21 protein-coding genes and 1 riboswitch are annotated in these 22,141 nt (G+C 67.5%); of the genes, 8 read left to right on the top strand and 13 right to left on the bottom strand.

What is annotated here, in order from left to right; all coding sequences use genetic code 11:
• Positions 1 to 147 precede the first annotated feature (147 nt).
• The 3 genes from ASE67_RS08310 to ASE67_RS08300 all read right to left on the bottom strand — a co-directional run bounded on the left by ASE67_RS08310 (position 148) and on the right by ASE67_RS08300 (position 5,253).
• Positions 148 to 1,416, bottom strand: a complete 1,269-nt coding sequence (locus ASE67_RS08310) for a methyl-accepting chemotaxis protein (protein ID WP_082457012.1) — start codon at positions 1,414 to 1,416, stop codon at positions 148 to 150.
• A gap of 97 nt (positions 1,417 to 1,513) precedes the next feature.
• Positions 1,514 to 3,022, bottom strand: coding sequence for a DUF389 domain-containing protein (locus tag ASE67_RS08305; protein ID WP_235511831.1), 1,509 nt, complete (start codon positions 3,020 to 3,022; stop codon positions 1,514 to 1,516).
• Positions 3,019 to 5,253: a ribonuclease R family protein gene (locus ASE67_RS08300; RefSeq protein WP_055759040.1), complete on the bottom strand. Its 2,235-nt coding sequence runs from the start codon at positions 5,251 to 5,253 to the stop codon at positions 3,019 to 3,021. Before ASE67_RS08300 ends, ASE67_RS08305 begins: the two co-directional genes overlap by 4 nt.
• A gap of 108 nt (positions 5,254 to 5,361) precedes the next feature.
• Here ASE67_RS08300 and ASE67_RS08295 point away from each other — a divergent pair, with 108 nt between their 5' ends.
• The gene (locus ASE67_RS08295) at positions 5,362 to 5,817 is read left to right on the top strand and encodes a DUF3597 domain-containing protein (RefSeq protein ID WP_055759037.1); all 456 of its coding nucleotides are present in this window, start codon (positions 5,362 to 5,364) and stop codon (positions 5,815 to 5,817) included.
• Positions 5,818 to 6,090: 273 nt separating this feature from the next.
• Here ASE67_RS08295 and ASE67_RS08290 read toward each other — a convergent pair whose 3' ends face one another.
• Positions 6,091 to 7,623, bottom strand: a complete 1,533-nt coding sequence (locus ASE67_RS08290; RefSeq protein ID WP_055759034.1) for an aminoacyl--tRNA ligase-related protein — start codon at positions 7,621 to 7,623, stop codon at positions 6,091 to 6,093.
• Between the two features lie 64 nt (positions 7,624 to 7,687).
• Complete coding sequence (locus ASE67_RS08285; protein WP_055759031.1) at positions 7,688 to 7,918, bottom strand: hypothetical protein; 231 nt, start codon at positions 7,916 to 7,918, stop codon at positions 7,688 to 7,690.
• Positions 7,919 to 8,034: 116 nt separating this feature from the next.
• Here ASE67_RS08285 and ASE67_RS08280 point away from each other — a divergent pair, with 116 nt between their 5' ends.
• Positions 8,035 to 9,123, top strand: coding sequence for a helix-turn-helix transcriptional regulator (locus ASE67_RS08280; protein WP_055759028.1), 1,089 nt, complete (start codon positions 8,035 to 8,037; stop codon positions 9,121 to 9,123).
• Between the two features lie 48 nt (positions 9,124 to 9,171).
• On the opposite strand, the gene ASE67_RS08275 is transcribed toward ASE67_RS08280, so the two are convergent.
• Positions 9,172 to 9,381, bottom strand: coding sequence for a hypothetical protein (locus ASE67_RS08275; RefSeq protein WP_055759026.1), 210 nt, complete (start codon positions 9,379 to 9,381; stop codon positions 9,172 to 9,174).
• A 145-nt stretch (positions 9,382 to 9,526) separates the two neighbouring features.
• On the opposite strand from ASE67_RS08275, the gene ASE67_RS08270 reads away from it, so the two are divergent.
• On the top strand, positions 9,527 to 10,423 hold the full coding sequence (locus ASE67_RS08270) for a DMT family transporter (protein WP_082457033.1): 897 nt from the start codon (positions 9,527 to 9,529) through the stop codon (positions 10,421 to 10,423).
• Here ASE67_RS08270 and ASE67_RS08265 read toward each other — a convergent pair.
• Positions 10,420 to 11,274: a formate/nitrite transporter family protein gene (locus tag ASE67_RS08265; protein WP_082457011.1), complete on the bottom strand. Its 855-nt coding sequence runs from the start codon at positions 11,272 to 11,274 to the stop codon at positions 10,420 to 10,422. The two genes, ASE67_RS08270 and ASE67_RS08265, sit on opposite strands and share 4 nt — an antisense overlap.
• Before the next feature lie 84 nt (positions 11,275 to 11,358).
• Between ASE67_RS08265 and ASE67_RS08260 the strand changes: the two genes are divergently transcribed.
• Positions 11,359 to 12,372, top strand: coding sequence for an acyltransferase family protein (locus ASE67_RS08260; RefSeq protein ID WP_055759020.1), 1,014 nt, complete (start codon positions 11,359 to 11,361; stop codon positions 12,370 to 12,372).
• 36 nt (positions 12,373 to 12,408) lie between these two features.
• On the opposite strand, the gene gcvPB is transcribed toward ASE67_RS08260, so the two are convergent.
• The 5 genes from gcvPB to ASE67_RS08235 form a co-directional block, all read right to left on the bottom strand.
• Positions 12,409 to 13,983, bottom strand: coding sequence for an aminomethyl-transferring glycine dehydrogenase subunit GcvPB (gcvPB, locus tag ASE67_RS08255; RefSeq protein WP_055759018.1), 1,575 nt, complete (start codon positions 13,981 to 13,983; stop codon positions 12,409 to 12,411).
• Positions 13,980 to 15,338, bottom strand: a complete 1,359-nt coding sequence (gene gcvPA / locus ASE67_RS08250) for an aminomethyl-transferring glycine dehydrogenase subunit GcvPA (protein ID WP_055759015.1) — start codon at positions 15,336 to 15,338, stop codon at positions 13,980 to 13,982. The genes gcvPB and gcvPA overlap by 4 nt, the downstream gene beginning before the upstream one ends.
• A 189-nt stretch (positions 15,339 to 15,527) precedes the next feature.
• Complete coding sequence (gcvH, locus tag ASE67_RS08245) at positions 15,528 to 15,899, bottom strand: glycine cleavage system protein GcvH (RefSeq protein WP_055759012.1); 372 nt, start codon at positions 15,897 to 15,899, stop codon at positions 15,528 to 15,530.
• Between the two features lie 11 nt (positions 15,900 to 15,910).
• Complete coding sequence (gcvT, locus tag ASE67_RS08240) at positions 15,911 to 17,113, bottom strand: glycine cleavage system aminomethyltransferase GcvT (protein WP_082457010.1); 1,203 nt, start codon at positions 17,111 to 17,113, stop codon at positions 15,911 to 15,913.
• A gap of 172 nt (positions 17,114 to 17,285) precedes the next feature.
• Positions 17,286 to 17,374: riboswitch (glycine riboswitch) on the bottom strand.
• A gap of 281 nt (positions 17,375 to 17,655) precedes the next feature.
• On the bottom strand, positions 17,656 to 18,306 hold the full coding sequence (locus tag ASE67_RS08235; RefSeq protein WP_200909300.1) for a hypothetical protein: 651 nt from the start codon (positions 18,304 to 18,306) through the stop codon (positions 17,656 to 17,658).
• Positions 18,307 to 18,545: 239 nt separating this feature from the next.
• Here ASE67_RS08235 and ispH point away from each other — a divergent pair, with 239 nt between their 5' ends.
• The 4 genes from ispH to ASE67_RS08215 are packed head-to-tail and all read left to right on the top strand — an operon-like array spanning position 18,546 to position 21,563.
• Complete coding sequence (gene ispH / locus ASE67_RS08230) at positions 18,546 to 19,499, top strand: 4-hydroxy-3-methylbut-2-enyl diphosphate reductase (RefSeq protein WP_055759010.1); 954 nt, start codon at positions 18,546 to 18,548, stop codon at positions 19,497 to 19,499.
• A complete protein-coding gene (gene thrB / locus ASE67_RS08225; RefSeq protein WP_055759007.1) occupies positions 19,499 to 20,452 on the top strand; it encodes a homoserine kinase in 954 nt (317 codons plus the stop codon). The genes ispH and thrB overlap by 1 nt, the downstream gene beginning before the upstream one ends.
• Positions 20,449 to 20,901: a ribonuclease HI gene (gene rnhA, locus ASE67_RS08220; protein WP_055759004.1), complete on the top strand. Its 453-nt coding sequence runs from the start codon at positions 20,449 to 20,451 to the stop codon at positions 20,899 to 20,901. Before thrB ends, rnhA begins: the two co-directional genes overlap by 4 nt.
• Positions 20,898 to 21,563, top strand: coding sequence for a hypothetical protein (locus ASE67_RS08215; RefSeq protein WP_055759001.1), 666 nt, complete (start codon positions 20,898 to 20,900; stop codon positions 21,561 to 21,563). Before rnhA ends, ASE67_RS08215 begins: the two co-directional genes overlap by 4 nt.
• 397 nt (positions 21,564 to 21,960) lie before the next feature.
• Here the strand turns inward: ASE67_RS08215 and ASE67_RS18380 are convergent, their stop codons facing one another.
• Positions 21,961 to 22,104: a hypothetical protein gene (locus ASE67_RS18380; protein WP_162236331.1), complete on the bottom strand. Its 144-nt coding sequence runs from the start codon at positions 22,102 to 22,104 to the stop codon at positions 21,961 to 21,963.
• Positions 22,105 to 22,141 lie beyond the last annotated feature (37 nt).

Below are 22,141 nucleotides of genomic sequence, written 5' to 3'. Positions count from 1 at the left end.
CCGGGGTCCCGCTTTCTTTCCGGCGGTCGAGAAGAAGCGGGCCCCCGGATCAAGTTCGGGGTGACGGTGGGTTTGGTGGTCGGCCTCCCCCCTTCCCGTTTGGTTCGAGCAGGTTCGAGCAAACGGAGTGGACGGGAGGAGCCCCCCTCACGCCACCGCCGATACCAGTTCGCCCGCCCGGCCCTGCAACTGCCGGCTAAGGCCCGACAGCCCGTCGACCAGCCGGGCAAGCATGCCTGCGCGGTCGCCGATGCTGTCCGCCGCCGTGGCGATGGCCCCGACACGGGCGTCGATATCGGCGCCTGCCCCGCGCGCCTCCTCGACCCGTTCGGCGATCGCCTGAGTTGTCGCGCGTTCGGCGGCGACCGCCGTGCCGATCGTCGTAGTGATCCGCCCGATCGCGGCGATGGCGTTCTGCACCGCGCTCTGCCCCTGCCCGACATCGCCCAGCAGCGCGTGCACCGCATCGACCCGGCGCGCGATATCGCCCGCCGCCGCCTCGGTCTGGCGCGCCAGCATCTTTACCTCGCCCGCGACGACCGCAAAGCCGGTGCCCGCCGATCCGGCGCGCGCCGCCTCGATCCCCGCGTTCAGCGCCAGCAGGTTGGTCTGTTTCGCCAGCCCCCGGATCAGCGCCAGCATCTCCTCGATCGTGGTGGCGACGTCGGAGAGCGAGCGCACCTGCGTGCCGGTGCGCTCGACCGCCGCGCTCGCCTGTTCGCGCAGGCGCAGCGCCTCGTCCGCATCGCGGGTGATGCGTTCGATCGACAGCGCCAGCGCGCGGCCGCGTTGTTCGAGGTCGACCATGCCGACCGCCGTCTGATGCGCGGCGGCGGCGACCGATGCGGCACTGCCATGGGTCGCGGTGGCACGCTGGTCCAGCTCGCTCGCGACCCGGTCGATCGCGGTGCAGGCGGTGGCAATATCGCCCGCCAGCGCCCTGATCGCCGCTTCGAACGTATTGGCGGCGGCGTGGACCCGCTGCGACCGGGCCTCTGCCAGTGCCGATGCATCGCCGTGCCAGCGGCTGGCCATGCGCAGCAGTTGCACCGGGTCGAGCAGCGCGAAGAACACCCCCCGCTGCACCAGCACCACGCCATGGTCGCCATGCATCGCCAGCAGGTCGGGCAGCGGCGTGTCGTGATCGGCGATGGTCGCGGGACGGATCAGCCCCGCGGTGCCGCTGCCGAAGCTGGGGTTGCGCAGCAGCGCGTGGCCATAGGGGTTGAACAGCAGTTCGCGGACATCAACCTCGCGCAGCACCCCGACCGGTTGCCGCCGGTCGTCGAGCACGACCAGCAGCCGCAGGTCGTGGTGCCGCCGAAACCGGTCGACGACCGCCGTCAGCGTCGCATCCTGCGCGATCGTCAGGTGATCGGCCATCACGGCGGGGTCGAGGCGGAGGTAGGAAACCATCGGCCGCGAGTGTTAGGGGCGGGAGGGTAAACCAGCCGCTAACCGGGCGTGACACCTGCATTACAGTTATAATTTATCGCCGTAACAATCGGCGATGTCAGCGGGCGGCGGGGGCAGGTACCGGCTCCCATGCCAGCGCGAGGCTTCCCGTTGCCGGCCCGGCCACCGCCCGGCCACCACGCGCGCCGATCCCCTCGACCAGCGCGGTACGCTGCACGGTCGTCCCGCCGCGCACCACGATCCCCCGCGCCAGTCGCGCCGACAGCCATGCCGCATCGTCCAGCGCCCGGCCATCGGCCACGCCACCGGCATAGGCGATCGGCGGCGGGGCATCGCCCGCGATCGGCGGCACGACCTCCACCTGCCAGCCCGGCGCGGCGGCACGGGCGCGGGCCTCGATCGCCCGATAGCCGCTGGGCGGCAGGCCGGGCAGTTCGGCGGCGACCGCGCGGACGCTGCGGGTGGCGTCGTCGACCTGCATCGCATCGGTCGCCGCGCCGGTCACCAGCGCGACCTGTGCCATGATCCGCTCGCGCACCGGGCCGAAGGTCGCGCCGGGGCGTTCGTTGACCTTCGCGATCTGCTGCGCCTCGGTCGCCTGCTGGTCCATCGAGCTGCGGATCTGATCGACATGCAGGTCCAGCCGCCGCCCCAGTCGTTCACCCAGCCCTGCGGCGAGTGCGCCGTCCGCCTTCGGGTCGAGCTTCGGCGTCAGCACCACCGCCCGCACCCGCACGGCGCGGCGGTCATAGGTGATCTCCAGCTGGCTGAGGCGCGCTTCGTCGGGAAAGCGCGACAGGATGGCGCTGCGCACCTGACGCTGTGCCACCGATTCGAACGCGATCTGGCGCAGCGCGGCGGCCAGCGGGACCGCCAGCGCCAGCATCGCGCCGACGAACAGCACGACCTGAAACGTCGTGTTGCGTGGCGTCAGATGCCGGCCGAACCCATAGATGCGCGCCATCGCGGCGGCGGTCAGCGCGATGGTAATGAGGTTGGTGAAGAACAGCAGCAACGCCCCGCCCGCGACGGTCGCATTATGCGTGGCAATGCCGAAGCCGACGACGCAGAGCGGCGGCATCAGCGCGATGGCGATCGCGACGCCGACCACGGTCGCCCCCCTGCCCCGGATCAGCGCATAGGCACCGGCGATGGCGGAAAGGAACGCGATCAGCAGGTCGAACAACGTCGGGCGGGTACGCCCGGCAATCTCGGTGGTGATCGTCTGGATCGGCGACAGCGCGACCAGCGCGGCGGACAACCCCACCGCCAGCCCCGCCCCGATCGCCAGCGCGATCAGCGACTTGCGGATATCGGGCACGTCCAGCACCGCAATGCCGAAGCCCAGACCGATGATCGGCATCATCAGCGGCGAGATCAGCATCGCCCCGATCAGCACCGCGACCGACGGCATCAACAGCCCGAGCAGCGACAGTGCCATCGACAGCACGATCATCAGCCCGTAGCGCGCCGACCAGCCCGATTCCTCCGCCACCTGCCGCAACACCGCGTCATGGTCGACCGATCCGATGACGTTGATCCGCCACCACCGGCGGAACCGCCCGCGACGGCTGCGTATCGGTGCATCCTGCACCGCCACGTTCATCGCTTGCGCCCGTTGTGCCGGATCTTGGCCGGGCGACCGCGCCGCTTCAGCACGCGCGGCGGCGGCCCCTTGCGTCGGTCGCTCCCCGCCGATCCCTTGCCATCGGGCAGTTCGAAGCGCAGCGCGCCCGACACCGGGTTCGCCTCCGCCAGCCGCAGTTGCAGTCGTTGCCCGGCGGCGAATGTCTCGCCGCTCTGGTCACCGATCAGCGACTGCGAGCTTTCGTCGAAGCGGAAATATTCGGTGCCGAGGTCGCGCGCGGGAACGAGGCCGTCGCCGCCCACGCCATCGATCGTCGCGAAGAAGCCGAACGACGCGACGCCGGTGATCCGCGCGTCCATCACCGACCCGACATGTTCGGACAGATAGGCGGCGACATAGCGGTCGACGGTTTCCCGTTCCGCCTCCATCGCGCGACGTTCGAGGCCGCTGATCGCTTCGCCCACCCGTTCCATGTTCGCCGCGTCGTCGGCGGGCAGCGCGCCTTCGCCCAGGCCGTAGCTGCCGACCAGCGAACGGTGGACGATCAGGTCGGCATAGCGGCGGATCGGCGAGGTGAAGTGGGCGTAGCTGCCCAGCCCCAGCCCAAAATGGCCATGGTTCTGCGGGCCGTAGAACGCCTGCGTCTGGGTGCGGAGGATCTGCTCCATCACCTGCGGCCGGAAATCCGCCTCACCGATCCGTTCGAGGATATGGTTGAACGTCGCCGGGCGGACGACCTGCCCCAGTGCGAAGGGCACATCGAAGGTTTCGAGATAGTCCTTCAGCGCGACCAGCTTTTCGCGCGTCGGCGGTTCGTGGACGCGGTACATGACCGGGGCCTTCTTCGCCTCCAGCGCCTTCGCCGCCGCGACGTTGGCGGCGATCATGTAATCCTCGATCAGCCGCATCGAATCGAGCCGTTCGCGCGGCGCGACCGATAGGATGCGCCCCTTGTCATCCAGCACGATGCGCCGTTCGGGCAGGTCGAGGTCGAGCGGCTCGCGCTTTGCCCGCGCCTTGGCCAGCGCCGCCCAGCATTGCCACAGGGGCTTCAGCGCATGGTCGACCAGTTCGGCCGGAACCGGCGCGCCCTCCACGCCATCGATCGCCGCCTGCGCGTGTTCATAGGCGATGTTCGCCGCGACGCGGATTACCGCGCGGGTGAAGCGCCATGCCTTGAGCGTGCCGTCCTTCGCGATGGTCAGGTGACAGACCAGCGCCGCGCGGTCCTGCCCGGCCTTCAGCGAACACACATCCGCCGACAGGATTTCGGGCAGCATCGGCACCACCCGGTCGGGAAAATACACGCTGTTGCCGCGCGACCGCGCCGATTTGTCGAGCTCGGAGCCGGGGCGGACATAGAAGGATACATCGGCGATGGCGACGATCGCCTGCCAGCCGCCGTCGTTATCGCTGCTGTCGTCAGCCTTTGCCCAGACGGCATCGTCATGGTCGCGCGCGTCGATCGGGTCGATCGCGACGATCGGCAGGTGGCGCAGGTCCTCGCGGTCCTTGACCGGATACCCCGCGACCTTCCGCGCCTCCGCCAGCACCTCCTCCGAAAACACGTCGGGGATGCCGTGCTTGTGGATCGCGATCAGCGAGAAGCTGCGCGCCTCGAACGGATCGCCCAGCCGTTCGACCACCCGCGCGGTGATCCGCGGCGGGCGTCCGGCCATCTCCGCCAGCACCAGGTCGCCGGGTGCCGCCCCGCCGGCATCGGACACCGGCACCTCGCGGCGCTCCTTCTTGTCGACACCCTGCAGCCAGAGCTTGTCACCCTCGGCGCGCAGCACGCCCAACACCGCTTCGGCCGCGCGGTCGAGCTTCTTCATCGGGTAGGCGGCCCAGCCGGAACCCGCCTCTTCGGTCCGGGCAAGGATGCGGTCGCCGATGCCCAGCGCACTGCGCCGGCCGCGTTCGCGCACCCGGACCTTGGGCGGCGGCGTCTCCGCTTCCCAGCGTTCGGGCACGGCCCACACATTGCCGCCGTCATCGACATCGGCGACGCGCAGCACCGTCACCTTGGGCAACCCGCCCATCTTGTGAAAGGCGCGGCCAGGCGCGCTGTCGATCAGCCCCTCGTCGGCCATATCCTTCAGCAGCGCCTTCAACGAAATCTTCTGCTGCGCCGACAGGCCAAAGGCGCGGGCGATCTCGCGCTTGCCCGCCGGGGTGTCCGACGACTGGATGAAATCAAGAATCTGCTCACGCGTGGGCAGGCCGGGCGGCGTTTTGGTGCGTACCATCGGCCATGACATAGAGCGCCCTGCCCGTCAGACCAATGGCGTATCGTCAGGGAGCCGATCCGGTTTCCGCCCGTTCAGAGCGTCAGACACTTCCGAAGGGAGACGACCATGGGCATTTTCGAACGCATCAAGACGCAGATTTTCGGCAAGGACGGCGGCCCGTTCGGCGACAATTATTTTGGGCACAAGAAGGACGCCCCGGCCGCGCAGCCGACGCCCACGCCCGCACCGGCGCAGCAGGCCCCGGCACCCGCCCCGGCCGCTCCCGCACCCGCTGCACCCGCAGCCCCGGCCGCCCCGCAGCCGGTCGACCCGATGACCGCAATCGAGCGCATTGCCCAGCAGAAGGGCAATCCCCCGCTCAACTGGCGCACGTCGATCGTCGACCTGATGAAGCTGCTCGACCTCGATTCCAGCCTCGACAACCGCAAGGAACTGGCGACCGAACTGGGCTATACCGGCGCCAAGGACGGCAGTGCCGAGATGAATATCTGGCTGCACCGCGCGGTGTTGCAGGAACTGGGCAAGGCCGGTGGGCAGGTTCCGGGCAATTTGAAGGATTGAGGGTAGTCGGGGCACTCCATCGTGGCCGTACCCCGGCTGGGGCGGGGGTCCAAGTGCCGGCGGCGTTACCGCTTGTGGCTCTGGATCCCCGCCTGCGCGGGGATACGCTTGGTTCGACCGGTGCCGTTCCGTCTAAGTTCTGTCTGAATTGGGGGCTGACCGATCCCCACTCGTCACCCCGGGCTTGACCCGGGGTCCCGCTGCTTCTCGACCGCTGGAAAGAAAGCGGGACCCCGGATCAAGTCCGGTGTGACGATGCGCTCGGGGTAAAGGTCAGTACGCCCGCCCGATCAGCACCCGCTCGACCGCCGGTGCGCCGGTGAACACGCACGGGCCGTCGTCGCAGCCGGTCTGGCCCAGCGGCGCGTTGCGGATGGTGAGCTTCAGCCCCTTCAACCGCTGCACCACCGCCTCCAGCGCGTCGCCGGTCGGTTTCGACCAGCGGACATCGACCCAGCCGGGGTTCTTCCCGCCGGACGCGAAATGCGCCTCGACCCCGGCCCAATCGTCGACCGGCACGATCTGCGACCGCAACCGCTCGGTCGACTGCGCCAGCAGCGTCGCCTGAATATCGGAGAGCGTTTCGCCGACCTGCCCCACGAAATCGTCTTTCGCCACCACGGCGCTGTCGAGCTTGCCATCGGCACGGTACAGCCGGTCCCGCCGCACGACCGAGACGTTACCGCCGGCCATGTCGCGCCCGCCAACCTCGATGATGACCGGCGCGCCCTTCTTGACCCAGCCCCAGCGCTTCGTCGCGGCCTTGGCAGGCTTCAGGTCGAGCAGCGCGCGGACCGGTTCGCCCAGCGCCGACTGCTTGGCCAGCGTCGCCTGCAACTCCCGGCAATAGGCGATCAGCGGTTCGTCCTCGGGCGCGTCGCGCAGCATCGGCACGATCACCACCTGCCACGGCGCGATCGCGGGGGGTACGCGCAGCCCGTCGTCGTCGCCATGCACCATGATGACCCCGCCGATCATCCGCGTCGACACGCCCCAGCTGGTCGTGTTGGCGTGTTCGAACTGCCCCTCGGCATTCTGGAACCGGATGTTCTGCGCATGGGCGAAATTGGTGCCGAGGAAGTGCGAGGTGCCCGCCTGCAGCGCCTTGCCGTCCTGCATCATCGCTTCGATGCTGTAGGTCGCGACCGCGCCGGGGAAGCGTTCATTCTCCGGCTTCTCGCCCGCGATCACGTGCAGGCCGAGACAGGTTTCGGCGAACTCGCGATAGACTTCGAGCATCTTGAGCGTTTCTTCGCGTGCCTCCTGCGCGGTAGCATGGGCGGTATGCCCTTCCTGCCACAGGAACTCGGCGGTGCGCAGGAACATGCGGGTACGCATTTCCCAGCGGACGACGTTCGCCCATTGGTTGATGAGTACCGGCAGGTCGCGCCACGACTGGACCCAGCGCGAAAAGGCGGTGCCGATCACCGTCTCGCTGGTCGGCCGCACGACCAGCGGTTCCTCCAGCTTCGCTTCGGGGTCGGGGGTCAGCCCGCCCTTGCCGTCCGACACCAGCCGGTGATGGGTGACGACCGCCATTTCCTTGGCAAAGCCGTCGACATGCTCGGCTTCCTTTTCGAAATAGGAGAGCGGGATGAACAGCGGAAAATAGCAATTCTCGTGCCCCGTCGCCTTGATCCGGTCGTCGAGCAGGCGCTGGATGCGTTCCCAGATGCCATAGCCCCAGGGGCGGATGACCATGCACCCGCGCACCCCGGATTCCTCGGCCAGATCGGCCTCGGTGATGACGGCTTGATACCAGGCGGCGAAATCCTGTTCGCGCGTGACGTTGAGAGCGTGCTTCATGGGCACGCGTTAGCGGGAAACGGGGCAGTTCGCCAAGCGGGGATGCAACCGGTCGTCCGCCAGGTCAGGACGACAGCACGAACCACAGGATCGACCACGGCACGACGATGATGGCGCCATAGCCCAACAGCACGCTCCGCGGCCGCCAGCGCCCGGTTCGCCGGGGATCGTCTACCGTATTTCGGCCCAACTTGCGATTCCCGTCAAGTCGTTCGCCTGTATCGAGCGAAAGCGTATGGTCGTATTCATAAACTTTGCAAGACCGGGTGGTCTCGATCGTAAACTGCTGACCCATCTCGATTGTCTTTTCATCGCAAGATGCCGTTCTATCGGGGGATAGTTCGAACTTACGACTTGCGGCATACCCAAATGAGGTATGGCCTGTTAATATTCGCTGCCTATAATCCTGTAATGATCGATACCGGCCTGCTGGACAGCATTTACGCAGCGGCAGCCCTGCCTGGGCGGATGCCCATGTTGCTGCACGAAATCGCGACCTGCCATGAGGCCAAGGGCGCGTTGCTGTTCGAATCGCGTAGCGCGAACGACGGCATCTCCGTGTCGCCGGGGGTCGAGCATCTGTTCGAACGCTATGTCGCCGAAGGGTACATGACCCTGAATGAGCGCGGCACGCCGATGTTTCTGGAACATGCGCCGCAATTCCGCACCGACAGCGACTTTCGCACGCCCGAGGAACAGCGGGCGATGCCGGTCTACCGCGATCTATTGATCCCGCTGGGGTTCGCGGTGGGTGCCGGCACCGTGATCCAGGGAACCGGCGATGACATGATCGGCCTTACCCTCGAAGGATTTGCCGACGATGCGGCCGCCCGGCAACAACTGCCCCGGCTCGACCGGTTGCGACCGCATATCGCCCGCGCGACCAGCCTGGCCACGCGGATGATGTGTTTCCAGTCGGAGGCGGCGGTCGACGCGCTGGGCCTGGTCGGCACCGCCGCGGCGATCATCGGCGCCAACAACCGGCTACGCGCGATGAACGCCCCGTTCGGGACGCGGATGGAGGACCGGTGCTGCGAATGCGGCGGCCGACTGCGTTTTCGGTCGCCGGCGGTCGCGGCACGGGTGGAAGCCGCGGTCGACGAGGCACGTCGCGGCGGACAGCCCGCGGCGACGCTGCTGACATCGGGCGTCGACGCCGCCGAACCGCTGGCACTGCATGTCATCCCGCTGCGTACCGCCGCACGGGAGCGGTTCGAATCCGATGGTATCCTGTTGATCGTCGCCGATCCGCGCAATGCCGTCACCCCGAAAGCCAGCCTGCTGCGGCTGATGTTCGACCTGACCCCGGCGGAATCAATGATGGCGGCCGAACTGGCGGCGGGACATTCACTGCGCAACGCCGCCGCGCGGCGCGGGGTCGCCTATTCGACCGCGCGGGTCTATCTGCGCCAGATCTTTGCGAAGACCGGTTGCCACCGACAGGCGGAACTGGCCACACTGCTGACATCGACTTCGATCGCGGCACGGCCCCCGGGCTGACCTGCACCGCCGTGGAAAAGGTGTTACCCGTTTACCGGGAGCACCTGCCTATTGCGCCGTCGTCCCGGCGATCGCGACCTCGGCCATGCGCCCACGCCGCCGCTCCAGCATCTGCCGCTCGGACAGCGATTTGCCGATCGTCACCCGCTCGGCCGATCGGGCGTCGATTTCGCGCTGGGCGTAACCGGCCGTTACCGCCCCGCCAAGGGCGACCATGCCGAAAATGCCTGCCGCGACGTAACCGGAACGCTTGTTCATTCGACCGTCTCCATCGATACCCTTCCCTCACCGGAAAACCGAACCACGTTTCGCGCAAAAGGGTCCGGGCGATGCTGCTGCGCCGGTTCTTTCCGATATCGATCGATCGGTTGTGCGTTGCGGTACCGCGTTCTACAGCATGGTCATGCCCGGCGACCGTATCCTCAGGGGGTTGGCGCTCCGCCTGCTCGCGATCTTCTTCCTGTCCACCATGTCCGCCCTGGTGAAACTGGCGGAGACGCGCGGTGCGTCGCTGCCCGAGACCATGTTCTATCGCCAGCTCTGCGCGCTGCCGATCGTGCTGGGCTTCGTTGCGGCGGGGCCGGGGTTGCGATCGCTGCGGACCACGCGGTTCAAGAAGCACCTGACGCGATCGATGATCGGGCTGGTCGGCATGGTCTTCACCTTTGGCGCGGTGCTGCTGCTGCCGCTGGCGGAAGCGACGACGTTCCAGTTCACCGTGCCGATCTTTGCCACGCTGTTGGGTGCGCTGGTGCTGCGCGAGCCTACCGGCTGGCAGCGGTGGAGCGCGGTGCTGCTGGGCTTTGTCGGCGTGCTGGTCGTGGCACAGCCGGGCAGCAGCCATGTGCCGCTGTTCGGGGCGTTCGTCGGGTTGATGGCGGCGCTGTTCGTCGCGCTGGTCGCAATTGCGCTGCGCCAGTTGCGCGAGGAGCCGGCGGGGACGACGGTGTTCTGGTTCTCCACGCTGACGCTGCCGTTCATTGCCACCGCCTATGCCTTCGACATTCGGTCGCACGACTGGCTGACGTGGCTGAACCTGATCGCGATCGGGATGGTCGGCGGCATGGGACAGATCGCCCTGACCGCCGCGTCACGCGCCGCGCCGGTCGCGGTGGTGGTGCCGATGGATTATTCGGGGCTGCTATGGGCGACCATCTATGGCTGGCTGTTGTTCGGCGTGCTGCCGACGCCGATGACCTGGGCCGGCGCGCCGATCATCATCGCCAGCGGGCTGTTCATCGTATGGCGCGAACATCGATTGGGCCGGCAGAAGGTGCGGTCGATGGTCGAGGAGGATTAGCGTTCCTCGATCTCGGTGCGGACCTGCGCATGGGCGAGCAGCGCGAACAGCACGCTGCCGCCGACGATATTGCCGAACAGCACCGGAAAGAAGAACGCCAGCGCCCCGCCCGGCCCCAGATCGCCATGGAGCAGCAGCACCCACATTTCCGCCGATCCGGCGACGACATGGGCAAAGCCGCCCAAATCGATCAGGCCGGTCAGCAGCACGATCAGCGTGACCTTCTGCCCCTCGACACTGGGCAGCGTCCACACCACGCTCGCCAGCAGGATGCCCGACGGGATGCCCGCAAGGAACCCGTGCATCCCGACATGTTTCGTCACCACGGCGCTCACCTCGACCAGTGCGGCCGCCTGTTCCGCGCCCAGCCCGCCGAACATCGCGAACCCGGCAAAGGCCAGCGTACCGATCAGGTTGGCGAACAGCACGATACCCCATAGGCGCAGCGTCCGCGCCAGGTTGCGCCCCGATGGATCGGTCGCGAGCGGCAGGACCGCCGACAGCGTGCTTTCGGTGAACAGCTGCATCCGCCCGAGGATCACGACGACGAAGCCGACCGAATAGCCGAGCGATTGCAGCAGTGGCGTCCATGCCCCCGGCGGAACCGCGGTTTCCATCAACGCCTTGCCCAGCAGCGACAACCCGATGGCGATCCCGGCGGTGATACCCGACCACATCAGCGATGCGGCGGGCCGGTCGAGTTCCTCGATCCCCTGCCGCCGGACGACTTCATGAACGACCAGCGCGGAGGCGGCACGGCGGTCGTCGACCACCTCCTCCTGTTCGGGATCAAGCGCGACCTTGCGCTCTTCTTCGGTAGCAGGGTCGGCGGGAGGAGATGTTTCGGCCATGTACCAAAGGCAACCGGTCGCGTCCGACAAGGTTCCGCCCGACCGTTAACGCCGCTTTGACCCGTGCCGGTGCATCGTCGGCGGATGGTTCTAACCGATCCCTGCCCGCCCCCCGCCGACCGGCTGCGGGAACTCGATGCCCTGCGAGGGCTCGCGGCACTGGCGGTCGTGTTCTACCATTACAGCTACTTCATCCAGTTCATGGTGCCGGGCGCTACGCTGCCCCGCCTGCAGGTGGGTTGGGGCGATGACGGGGTGAAGCTGTTCTTCGCCATCTCCGCCTTCGCCATGCTCGCGACGATCGAGCGGACGCCGACGCTGTGGGCCTTCTCACGCGCCCGCGCGCGGCGGTTGCTGCCCGAATATTGGCTGGCGATGGCGCTGACCGGCATCGTCGCATGGCTGTTCGGGCCAGCGCGGCTGGCCGTCAGCCCGATCGAATGGCTGGCGAACCTGCCGTTGATGCAGAAGCTGACCGGCGTGCCGATGGTCGACGGCGTCTATTGGACGCTGAACGTGGAGGTCCTCTTCTACGCCCTGATCGCGCTGGCGTGGGCGACCGGCGCGCTGCGGTCGATCGACCGGCTGGTGCTGGGGTGGCTGGCGGTTCGGCTGATCTGCTGGCTGCTGCCGACCCCGGCGTGGCTGCAATTCGTCCTGCTGACCGATCATGCGGTCTGGTTTTCGGTCGGGCTGATCGCCTATCCCGTGTGGCGCGGCACGGCGCGCTGGGAGGATCAGCGGCTGCTGGCGGCGGCGATCCTGGGCGTCGAGGCGTTCACCGCCAGCTTCCATGCCACGCTGTTGGTGGTCGGGATGATGGCGCTGTTCTTCGGCATCGCGATGGGCCGGGTCCGGGGGCTGCGCCATCCCGTGCTGCTGTGGCTCGGCGCGATCTCGTACCCGCTCTACCTCGTCCACGCCGTGATCGGCTATGCGATCATTACCCGGCTGCAGGCGGCGGGGGTTAGTGCCGATCTCGCGCAACTGGTCGCGCTCGCGGCGATGATGGTGCTGGCAGTGGCGGTCGGACAGGCGGGCGATGCGTGGCGCAACCGACGGAACGCCGCACCGCGCCTGCGCCGGGCGACAACGTAGCGCCCCGCCCGGCATACCGGGCGGGGGCAACGATCGTTATTCAGCCGCTTCCGCCACCGGCGCGACGCTGTCTTTCCACGCCAGCACCGGCTTGCGCGCGGCCAGCGTTTCGTCGAGGCGACGGCGCGGGGCGAAGTGCGGCGCGGACTTCAGCGCCTGATCGCCCGCCTTGGCGCGTTCGCCGACCGACTTCAGCGCGCCGATGAACTGGTCGAGCGCGGCCTTGCTCTCGGTCTCGGTTGGTTCGACCAGCATCGCGCCGTGGACGACCAGCGGGAAGTACACCGTCATCGGGTGATAGCCCTCGTCGATCAGCCCCTTGGCCACGTCCAGCGTCGAGAAACCCTCCGCCAGATTCGCATCGCTGAACAGCGCCTCGTGCATGCACGGCCCGCTGCCGCCGAACGGCGCGTCGAGCGTGTCGTCGAGGCTGCGCAGGACGTAATTGGCGTTCAGTACCGCGTCTTCGGCAACTTGTTTCAGGCCGTCGGCGCCGTGGCTGAGGATATAGCTCAGCGCGCGGGTGAACATGCCCATCTGGCCGTGGAAGGCGACCATCCGGCCGAAGCTGTCGGCATGGTGCTCGCCCGCGGTTTCCTCTTCGACCAGTACGAAGCGGCCGTCCTGCTGCTCGACGAAGGGCAGCGGGGCGAAGGGGGTCAGCGCCTTCGAGAACACCACCGGACCCGACCCCGGACCGCCGCCGCCATGCGGGGTCGAAAAGGTCTTGTGCAGGTTGATGTGCATCGCATCGACGCCGAGGTCGCCGGGGCGCACCCGCCCGACGATCGCGTTGAAGTTCGCGCCGTCGCAATAGACGTATCCACCGGCCGCATGCACCGCGTCGGAGATTTCCTTGAGGTCGCGTTCGAACAGCCCGCAGGTGTTCGGGTTGGTAATCATCACGCCCGCGACATCGGGACCAAGCCGGTCCTTCAGCGCCTGCGTATCGATGCGCCCTTCGGCGGTGGCGGGGATTGCCTTCACGGTGAAGCCGGCGAATGCCGCCGTCGCCGGGTTGGTGCCGTGCGCCGATTCAGGGACCAGGATGACCTTGCGATGGCCCTCGCCGCGCTTTTCCAGCGCCGCCTTGATCGCCAGGATGCCGCACAGCTCGCCATGCGCGCCGGCCTTCGGGCTCATCGCAACCGAGTCCATGTTGGTCAGCGTGACCAGCCAGTGCGCGAGCTGATGGATCACCTCCAGCGCGCCCTGCACCGTATCGATCGGGCCCAGCGGATGGAGATCGGCGAAGCCCGGCAGGCGCGCCATCCGCTCATTCAGGCGCGGATTATGCTTCATCGTGCAGCTGCCCAGCGGGAACAGCCCCAGGTCGATGGCATAGTTCTGCCGCGACAGGCGGGTGTAATGGCGCACCGCTTCCGGTTCCGACAGGCCGGGCAGGCCGATCGCGCCCTTGCGGGCATGGTTGCCCAGACGCGAGGCGACCTTGGGCGCGTCGTCGATGTCGACACCGGTGGTCTCGTCCGACCCGATCTCGAAGATCAGCGCCTCTTCGAGCATCAGCGCGCGATTGCCGGTGAAGGTCGTCCGCGCCGCTTGCGAGGCATCGCCCATTTCCGGACGCCAGCCGCTCTGGTTCACGCTCATGCCAGTACCTCCGTCAGCGCCGCTGCCAGCGCCTCGATATCTTCCTCGGTCACGGTTTCGGTGACCGCCACGACCAGTCCGTTGCCGAGCGCATCTTCACCCGGATACAGCCGGCCGAGCGACACACCCGCCAGCACGCCGCGTTCGGCGAGTTCGCGCACCACCGGCCGTGCTTCGGTCGGCAGCTTCAGCGTGAATTCGTTGAAGAAGCTGTCGTTGACCAGCTCGACGCCCGGCACCTGCGCCAGCCGGTCGGCGGCGGCGCACGCCTTGGCATGGTTGACTTGCGCAAGCTTGCGCAGCCCCTTTTCGCCCAGCAGCGTCAGGTGGATCGAGAAGGCGAGCGCACACAGCCCCGAATTGGTGCAGATGTTCGACGTCGCCTTTTCCCGGCGGATATGCTGTTCGCGGGTCGAGAGCGTCAGCACGAAGCCGCGCTTGCCCTCGGCATCGACCGTCTCGCCGCACAGCCGGCCGGGCATCTGCCGCACCAGCTTTTCCGAGCAGGCGAACAGCCCGACATAGGGGCCGCCGAACTGCAGCCCGACGCCGAGCGACTGGCCCTCACCCACCACGATGTCCGCGCCCAGATTGCCCGGTGCCTCGATCGCGCCCAGCGCCACCGGCTCGGTCACGACCGCGATCAGCAGCGCCTTGGCCGCGTGCGCTGCATCGGCGATGCGGCGCAGGTCGGGGATGCGGCCGAGGATGTCGGGATATTGCACGACGACGCACGACGTGTCGGCGTCGATGCCCGCGATCACCGCGTCGTCGTCGGTCGCGGCGTCGAGCACCGGCAGCGCAGTCGTCAGCACGTCGCCGGTGTACTTCGCCATAGTCTTCGCGACCGAGACGTAGTGCGGATGCACGCCGCCCGAGAACACCGCCTTCGCCTTGCGCGTCACGCGGCGCGCCATGGTCACGGCTTCCCAGCACGCGGTCGAGCCGTCGTACATCGATGCGTTCGCCACGTCGCAGCCCAGCAGCCGGGCGACCTGGCTCTGGAATTCGAACAGCATCTGCAGCGTGCCCTGCGCGATTTCGGGCTGATACGGCGTATAGGCCGTCAGATACTCGCCGCGCTGGATCAGGTGATCGACGCTGGCCGGCACATGGTGGCGATACGCGCCGCAGCCGAGGAAGAACGGCACCGCCCCCGCCGCGACATTCTTCGCCGCCAGTGCCGACAGATGCCGCTCGACCGCCAGTTCGCTGGCATGGTTCGGCAGTCCGGGCACCGGCCCGTCGAGCCGGGCGGATTCGGGAACGTCGACGAACAGGTCGTCGATGCTGTCGGCACCGATCACGGACAGCATGTCCGCGCGGTCGGTCGGGGTCAGGGGAAGATAGCGCATGATGGTCCTTGTTGGTCCGCTTCGGGGCGGCGGGCCGGATGTGCCGACCACCCCGTTCGTCCTGAGTAGCCATTGAGCTTGTCGAAAGGGCGTATCGAAGGACCGTTTGTGGCCCGGTGCTTCGATACGGGTCTTCGACTTCGCTCAGCCCCTACTCAGCACGAACGGGGGCGGGTGATCGCAGGTCGCTTACAGCCGCGCGATGTACGCGGCGTACTTCTCTTCATCCATCAGCTCGCCCAGCTCGCTGTCGTCGCGCAGCGTCAGCTTGAAGAACCAGCCATCGCCCTCCGGGTCCTCGTTGACCAGCGCCGGGTTGTCGGTCAGCGCGGCATTGCCCTCGATCACCGTGCCCGATGCCGGGGTGTAGACGTCCGAGGCGGCCTTCACCGATTCGACCACGGCGGCATCGTCGCCCTTGGTCAGTTCGCGGCCGTCGGCGGGGACGTCGACGAACACGATGTCGCCCAGCTGCCCGGCGGCATATTCAGTGATGCCGACCGTCGCGACTTCACCGTCGACTTCGATCCATTCATGTTCCTGGGTGAAAAAACGGCTCATGGGTCTTTCCTTCAGCGGACGTAACGATGGGGGACGAACGGCATGGGGACGACCCGTGCCGTGTGCAGCTTGCCGCGCTGGCGCAGGGTCAGCGACCCGCCTTCCGCCAGCGCCGGCGGGCAATAGGCCATGGCGATCGGTGCCTGAACGCTGGGCGCGAACCCGCCCGAGGTGACGTGCCCGACGACGTTGCCGTCGACATCGACCACTTCGGCCCCTTCGCGCACCGGCTGACGCCCGTCGACGATCAGGCCGATCCGCTTGAGCGCAGGGCCGGCGGTGCGTTCGGCGAGGATGCGTTCCGCACCGGGGAAGCCGCCCTCTTCGCGGCGACGCTTCGACAGCGCGAAGCCGAGATCGGCGGCGACCGGCGTCGTGTCGGGGCTGAGGTCATGGCCGTAGAGCGGCAGCCCGGCTTCGAGGCGCAGCGAGTCGCGCGCGCCCAGACCGATCGGCTTCACTTCGGGTTCGGCGCAGATCGCATCGGCAAAGGCGGTGGCGGCATCCTCGGGCAGTGAGATTTCATACCCGTCCTCGCCGGTATAGCCCGACCGGCTGACCCACAGCGCATGGCCCTGCCAATCGAACGCGCCGGCGGTCATGAAGGTCAGCGCGGCGACGCCCGGCAGGATGCGATCGAGCGCATCGACCGCCTTCGGCCCCTGCACCGCCAGCAGCGCGCGGTCGTCGAGATGGTTGAGCGTGATCTCGTCGGCCAGATGCTCGCGCAGATGGCCGATATCGTCATATTTCGTCGCGCCGTTGACGACCATGTAGAAGGCGTCTTCGGCGATTTCCCCGTCCATCGGGAACGGCACGCCCGGCTCTGCCGCATCCAGCCGCGTGACCATCAGGTCGTCGAGGATGCCGCCCTGTTCGTCCAGCAGCAGCGAGTAGCGAATCTTGGTCGGCTTCAGGATGCGCAGATCGCCCGGCAGCAGCGTCTCCAGCGCGGCGGTCGCGTCCGCCCCGTGGATCAGCAGCTGGCCCATATGGCTGACGTCGAACAGCCCGGCGCTCTCGCGCGTCCACAAATGCTCGGCCATGATGCCTTCATACTGGACCGGCATCAGGTAGCCCGCGAACGGAACCATGCGGCCACCCTTTGCACGGTGCCAGCCGTCGAGCGGCAGGATTTGCGGCGGCAGCTCCTCGACCGGATCGGTGCCGTCGGCGCGCAGTTCGTGGGCGGGTTCGGGGGCAATGTCGCTCATGGGCCACGTCCTTCGTGATGGGGTAAACGACGGACGCGCGGGCACAGCATGCCTGACGACCATCGCCCCCTCTGTCACGGTACCTGAGAGCTTTCGCTAAGGGCGGTTGCGCCCTTGCTTACCCCTTCGGTGGTCCGACCGTTTCGGCCGCGACGCTTTCCAGAGTATCTTCCTGCCCTGCGCGGTCCCTGTTGCCTGAGAGATTCCGGGGCGGTTGCTCCTTCGGCGGCGGATACTTCCGCACTCTCCCGCGCATGGCGTCGGCTGCAAGCCTGTGATGGCCGAAGCTCTGGCTTGGGCGTGGGGATTAGTCAATCGGGAAAGCGGGTTTGCGGCCGCCGCTCCAACAACTCCCGTCATCCCGGCGCAGGCCGGGATGCAGAAAGAACCTGCCCCAAGCCAGTGCACACTTCGTCATTCCCGCGAAGGCGGGAATCCATAGCCACCACGGCAGCGACTCCTGCCAAAACGTCAGCGTTTATGGGTTCCCGCCTTCGCGGGAACGACGAGGGGGTTGCTCCGGCCGCTCTGCCTCGAACAGCTTACCGCGTGACGTTATACTTCAGCTGCGCATCGGTCAGCTGGAAGCCGACCAGCGCCTCGAACGTCGCGGACAGCACCGCCTGGCGCACGGCTGGGTCCGACAGCGGATCGATCGCTGCGTCCTGGTCTCCAGGCTTGCGACGGCGGTTGATCTGGTCGCGGGTTTCCTGTGGCAGCGTGGCGGCGGCGCGGTCGACGATCGCGCTCCCCTGCCCCTGTGCCGAGGCGCGGGCCTCACCGGCGGCGAAGTTCAGCGTCACCTGCCCCACCCGCTTCGACACGACCTGCGTACCGCCGCGCACGACCGATACGAAATAGGGCAGCGTCACAGTGCGCGCGGCGTCGGTGCGGATGCGGCGCGCCTGCACGTCGAAGCTGATCGTGCTGTTGATCGTGTCGGTCCCCTCGACACAGTTTGCGCGGACGTTGGTCAACGTGGCCACGACGTCGATCGCCTTTGCATCGGTGCTGCCGGCCGGGTCGAACAGCGTGATGTCGCCGGTGCCCGCCGGCACGCCCGCCACCGGGCACGCGGAACGCACCGCCGAAATGCCGACGCCCTGCGTCACGTCCAGCTCGCCGGTGCGCTTGCACCCCGACAGGGCGACCAGGGCGAGGGTGGCGACGGCGGCGGTTTTGCGGAGGGTCACGGAAATCTGTACCTTATGCACGGGTGCGGCGATGCCGCGCCTCCTGAATAGCCACGCTTCATAGGAACCGGCTCTCGCACGCGCAAGCAATCGCGTCTTTTTAGGGATTGCGGTACCGGCCCGCTCCCCCACCCGGCCACCCAACAGCGTATCCTGAATGGGTGGCCGGGTGGGGGAGCGGGCCGGTGCCGCCTGCCGCACCTTGGCGTGTCCCCCAACAAGCTGTAAGCGCAAAACCCATGACCGAGAGCCAGCGCCCCGCCATCGAATTGCTCATCGCCGCCCCGCGCGGCTTCTGTGCCGGGGTCGACCGCGCGATCCAGATCGTCGAGCTGGCGATCCAGAAGCATGGCGCGCCGGTCTATGTCCGCCACGAAATCGTCCACAACAAGTTCGTGGTCGATTCGCTGCGGGCCAAGGGCGCGATCTTCGTCGAGGAGCTGGATCAGGTGCCCGACGGCGTGCCGGTCGTCTTCTCCGCACACGGCGTGCCCAAGTCGGTGCCCGCGGCGGCCAGCCAGCGCGGCCTCGACTATCTCGACGCGACCTGCCCGCTGGTGTCGAAGGTCCATCGCCAGGCCGAACGGCTGGTCGCGAGCGGCCGCCACATCCTGTTCGTCGGCCATGCCGGTCATCCCGAAGTCATCGGTACGTTCGGCCAGGTGCCCGAGGGGCAGATGACGCTGATCGAAACGGTCGAGGATGTGGCGGCGCTGAACCCCGCCGATCCCGACAACCTCGCCTTCCTGACGCAGACCACGCTGTCGGTCGACGACACCCGCGCCATCGTCGAGGCGACGATCGCCCGTTTCCCGACGATCGTCGCGCCCAAGGCCGACGACATCTGCTATGCGACCTCCAACCGCCAGAATGCGGTGAAGGCGATCGCGCAAAGCTGCGACATGATGCTGGTGATCGGTGCGCCCAATTCGTCGAACTCGGTGCGGCTGGTCGAAGTGGCCGAGCGCGAAGGCACGTCGGCCAAGCTGATCCAGCGCGCCGCCGAACTCGACTTCGCATGGCTGGAGGGGGTCGGCACGCTCGGCATCACTGCCGGCGCGTCGGCGCCCGAAGTGCTGGTGCGCGAGCTGGTCGACCGCATCGCCACCCGCTTCGACGTGACCGAGCGCGAGGTCGAGATGACGCGCGAGACGATCGCGTTCAAGCTGCCGCGTGGCCTCGAAGCCGCGTAATGGCGGTCTATACGCAGGTGTCGGCGGAGGCGCTCGCGCGCTTCCTGTCTGCTTACGACCATGGCGAACTGGTATCGGCCAAGGGGATCGCCGAGGGGGTCGAGAACAGCAACTATCTGGTCGACACCACGACCGGCCGGTTCATCCTGACGCTGTATGAAAAGCGGGTCGACCTTGCCGACCTGCCGTTCTTCTTCGCGATGACCGATGCACTTGCCCGTGCTGGCAACCCGGTGCCGCGCGCGCTGCCCGACCGGGCGGGACAGGTGATCCAGACGCTGGAGGGTCGCCCCGCATGCCTGATCGAGTTTCTGTCGGGCGTATCGGTCAGCCATCCGACGGTCGAACAGGCGCATGCGGCGGGTGCCGCGCTGGGCGCGCTGCATCGTGGTCTGCGCGATTTCGCACCGACCCGCGCCAATTCGATGGGTGTTGCGGCATGGCCGAAGCTGTTCGCCGACTGCGCCGATCAGCTCGATTCGATCCAGCCGGGGCTGCGTGCTCGGGTGGGCGGTGCGCTGGACGCGGTGGTCGCGGCATGGCCCGCCGAGCTGCCGACCGGGGCGATCCATGCCGACCTGTTCCCCGACAACGTGCTGATGCTGGGCGAGCGCGTGACCGGGCTGATCGACTTCTATTTCGCCTGCACCGACATCATCGCCTATGACGTCGCGATCACCCATTCGGCGTGGAGCTTCGATGCGAAGGGCGTGGCGCTCGACCCGGCGATCGGGCAGGCGCTGCTGGCGGGATACGCCACGCAGGCAACGCTGAGCGATGCCGAGGTTGCCGCGCTGCCGTTGCTGGCCAGGGGCGCGTGCATCCGGTTCCTGCTGACCCGCGCGTGGGACTGGATCAACACGCCGGCCGATGCGCTGGTGACGCGCAAGGACCCATTGGCCTATCTCCGCCGGCTCGACTGGTATGACGCGAACCCGACCGCTTTCGCATGACCGAGGCCGCTGAACTCCCCCGCGTGGAAATTGCGACCGATGGCGCGTGCAAGGGCAATCCCGGCCCCGGCGGCTGGGGCGCGGTGTTGCGCGCCGCCGATGGCCGCGAACGCGAATTGTCGGGTGGGGAAAAAGTCTCGACCAACAACCGCATGGAGCTGATGGCCGCGATCGAGGGCCTGCGCGCGCTGAAACGCCCGTGCCGGGTGATCCTGTCGACCGACAGCCGCTATGTGATGGATGGCCTGACCAAGTGGATCAAGGGCTGGCAGAAGAACGGGTGGAAGACCGCCGCGCGCCAGCCGGTCAAGAATGCCGAGCTGTGGCAGGACCTGCTCGCCGCCGCCAAGCCGCACCGGATCGAATGGATCTGGGTCAAGGGCCATGCCGGCCACCCCGATAACGAGCGGGCCGACAAGCTCGCCAGCGATGCAGCATTGAACCAATGATCCCACGCGTTCTGATCGACACCGCGCAGGTCCCCGGCGATGACGTCGAACTGCGCCTCGTCCAGCGCGGCGACGACTTCATGATCGTCCTCGACCGCAACGAATTGATGAGCAGCCGCATGTCGGCGTCGGAAGAGGCGCTGGCCGATCTCGGCTGTGCGCACCTGACCGGGCGCAGGCAAGCCCGCGTGCTGATCGGCGGGCTGGGCATGGGCTTTACGCTCCGCCGCGCGCTGAAGATTTTGCCGGCCGATGCCGAGGTGGTGGTCGCCGAACTGGTGCCGAAGATCGTCGAATGGGCGCGCGGGCCGTTGGCGCATATCTTCGACGGGTGCCTCGACGATCCGCGCGTGCGGATCGTGGTCGGCGATGTCGCGCGGGCGATCGAACAGGGCGGTTGGGACGCGGTGCTGCTCGATGTCGACAATGGCCCGGACGGGCTGACCCATGCCGGAAACGACAAGCTGTATTCGTCGCGTGGGCTTCAGGTGACGCAGCGGGCGCTGCGCCCGGGCGGGGTGCTGGCGATCTGGTCCGCCTATGCCGACGCGGTGTTCACCCGGCGGCTGAAGGATTGCGGCTACCTGGTCGACGAACAGGTCGTGCGGGCGCGCGGGACCAAGGGCGCGCGGCATGTGATCTGGCTGGCCGGGCGGCGGTAGGGGGTTTTCCGCCACTCTCTCCCCCAAAAAAAAGCCGTTTGGTTCGAGCTTGTCGAGAACGGGGTTCCGCAAGCGTTGCGCTGGAGGTGAGAAAACCGCCCTCCCCTCGGTTCGGTTCGAGCCTGTCGAGAACCCGGCTGCCTCAAACGACCCGTTCTCGACGGACGCTTCTCGACAAGCTCGAAGCTGCTCGAACCGAACGGGGTGGGTGGGGAGAAAGCAAAGCCTCCCTGGCCACCCCCCGTTCGTGCTGAGTAGGAACTGAGCTTGTCGAAGGCCCGTATCGAAGCACCGGCCCCAAACGGTCCTTCGATACGCCGCTTCGACAAGCTCAGCGGCTACTCAGGACGAACGAGTGGAAGACCGCATGGGCTTCATCCAAACCGGAAATCCAACATCACTCATCCGTCCGAATCTTCACCCGGTTCGGCAGGTCCTTGCCCTTGGTCCGCCGCGACGGCACCTGCACCGGGTTCTTCTTCTTCCAGTCCCCCCAGCGCTTCGGGCCTTCGGGGGTATCGATGATCGTATCGTCGTCCATCACAGCATCCAAAACGAAAAGCGGCGGCGGATCAACG

The sequence above is a fragment of the Sphingomonas sp. Leaf23 genome (genome assembly GCF_001421585.1).
Classification (GTDB): Bacteria; Pseudomonadota; Alphaproteobacteria; order Sphingomonadales; family Sphingomonadaceae; genus Sphingomonas.
Note: the sequence above shows the minus strand (reverse complement) of the source record. Positions and strands in the feature narration are given on the sequence as shown.

Excerpts from the sequence above, each read along its gene's own strand:
- ASE67_RS08295 (WP_055759037.1), top strand. The coding sequence starts at position 5,362 with ATGGGCATTTTCGAACGCATCAAGACGCAGATTTTCGGCAAGGACGGC.
- ASE67_RS08280 (WP_055759028.1), top strand. The coding sequence starts at position 8,035 with ATGATCGATACCGGCCTGCTGGACAGCATTTACGCAGCGGCAGCCCTG.
- ASE67_RS08310 (WP_082457012.1), bottom strand. The coding sequence starts at position 1,416 with ATGGTTTCCTACCTCCGCCTCGACCCCGCCGTGATGGCCGATCACCTG.
- ASE67_RS08215 (WP_055759001.1), top strand. The coding sequence starts at position 20,898 with ATGATCCCACGCGTTCTGATCGACACCGCGCAGGTCCCCGGCGATGAC.
- ASE67_RS08305 (WP_235511831.1), bottom strand. The coding sequence starts at position 3,022 with ATGAACGTGGCGGTGCAGGATGCACCGATACGCAGCCGTCGCGGGCGG.
- thrB (WP_055759007.1), top strand. The coding sequence starts at position 19,499 with ATGGCGGTCTATACGCAGGTGTCGGCGGAGGCGCTCGCGCGCTTCCTG.
- gcvPB (WP_055759018.1), bottom strand. The coding sequence starts at position 13,983 with ATGAGCGTGAACCAGAGCGGCTGGCGTCCGGAAATGGGCGATGCCTCG.
- ASE67_RS08290 (WP_055759034.1), bottom strand. The coding sequence starts at position 7,623 with ATGAAGCACGCTCTCAACGTCACGCGCGAACAGGATTTCGCCGCCTGG.
- ASE67_RS08285 (WP_055759031.1), bottom strand. The coding sequence starts at position 7,918 with ATGGGTCAGCAGTTTACGATCGAGACCACCCGGTCTTGCAAAGTTTAT.
- gcvH (WP_055759012.1), bottom strand. The coding sequence starts at position 15,899 with ATGAGCCGTTTTTTCACCCAGGAACATGAATGGATCGAAGTCGACGGT.
- gcvPA (WP_055759015.1), bottom strand. The coding sequence starts at position 15,338 with ATGCGCTATCTTCCCCTGACCCCGACCGACCGCGCGGACATGCTGTCC.
- ASE67_RS08300 (WP_055759040.1), bottom strand. The coding sequence starts at position 5,253 with ATGGTACGCACCAAAACGCCGCCCGGCCTGCCCACGCGTGAGCAGATT.
- rnhA (WP_055759004.1), top strand. The coding sequence starts at position 20,449 with ATGACCGAGGCCGCTGAACTCCCCCGCGTGGAAATTGCGACCGATGGC.
- ASE67_RS08275 (WP_055759026.1), bottom strand. The coding sequence starts at position 9,381 with ATGAACAAGCGTTCCGGTTACGTCGCGGCAGGCATTTTCGGCATGGTC.
- ASE67_RS08265 (WP_082457011.1), bottom strand. The coding sequence starts at position 11,274 with ATGGCCGAAACATCTCCTCCCGCCGACCCTGCTACCGAAGAAGAGCGC.
- ASE67_RS08270 (WP_082457033.1), top strand. The coding sequence starts at position 9,527 with ATGCCCGGCGACCGTATCCTCAGGGGGTTGGCGCTCCGCCTGCTCGCG.
- gcvT (WP_082457010.1), bottom strand. The coding sequence starts at position 17,113 with ATGAGCGACATTGCCCCCGAACCCGCCCACGAACTGCGCGCCGACGGC.
- ASE67_RS18380 (WP_162236331.1), bottom strand. The coding sequence starts at position 22,104 with ATGGACGACGATACGATCATCGATACCCCCGAAGGCCCGAAGCGCTGG.
- ASE67_RS08260 (WP_055759020.1), top strand. The coding sequence starts at position 11,359 with ATGGTTCTAACCGATCCCTGCCCGCCCCCCGCCGACCGGCTGCGGGAA.
- ispH (WP_055759010.1), top strand. The coding sequence starts at position 18,546 with ATGACCGAGAGCCAGCGCCCCGCCATCGAATTGCTCATCGCCGCCCCG.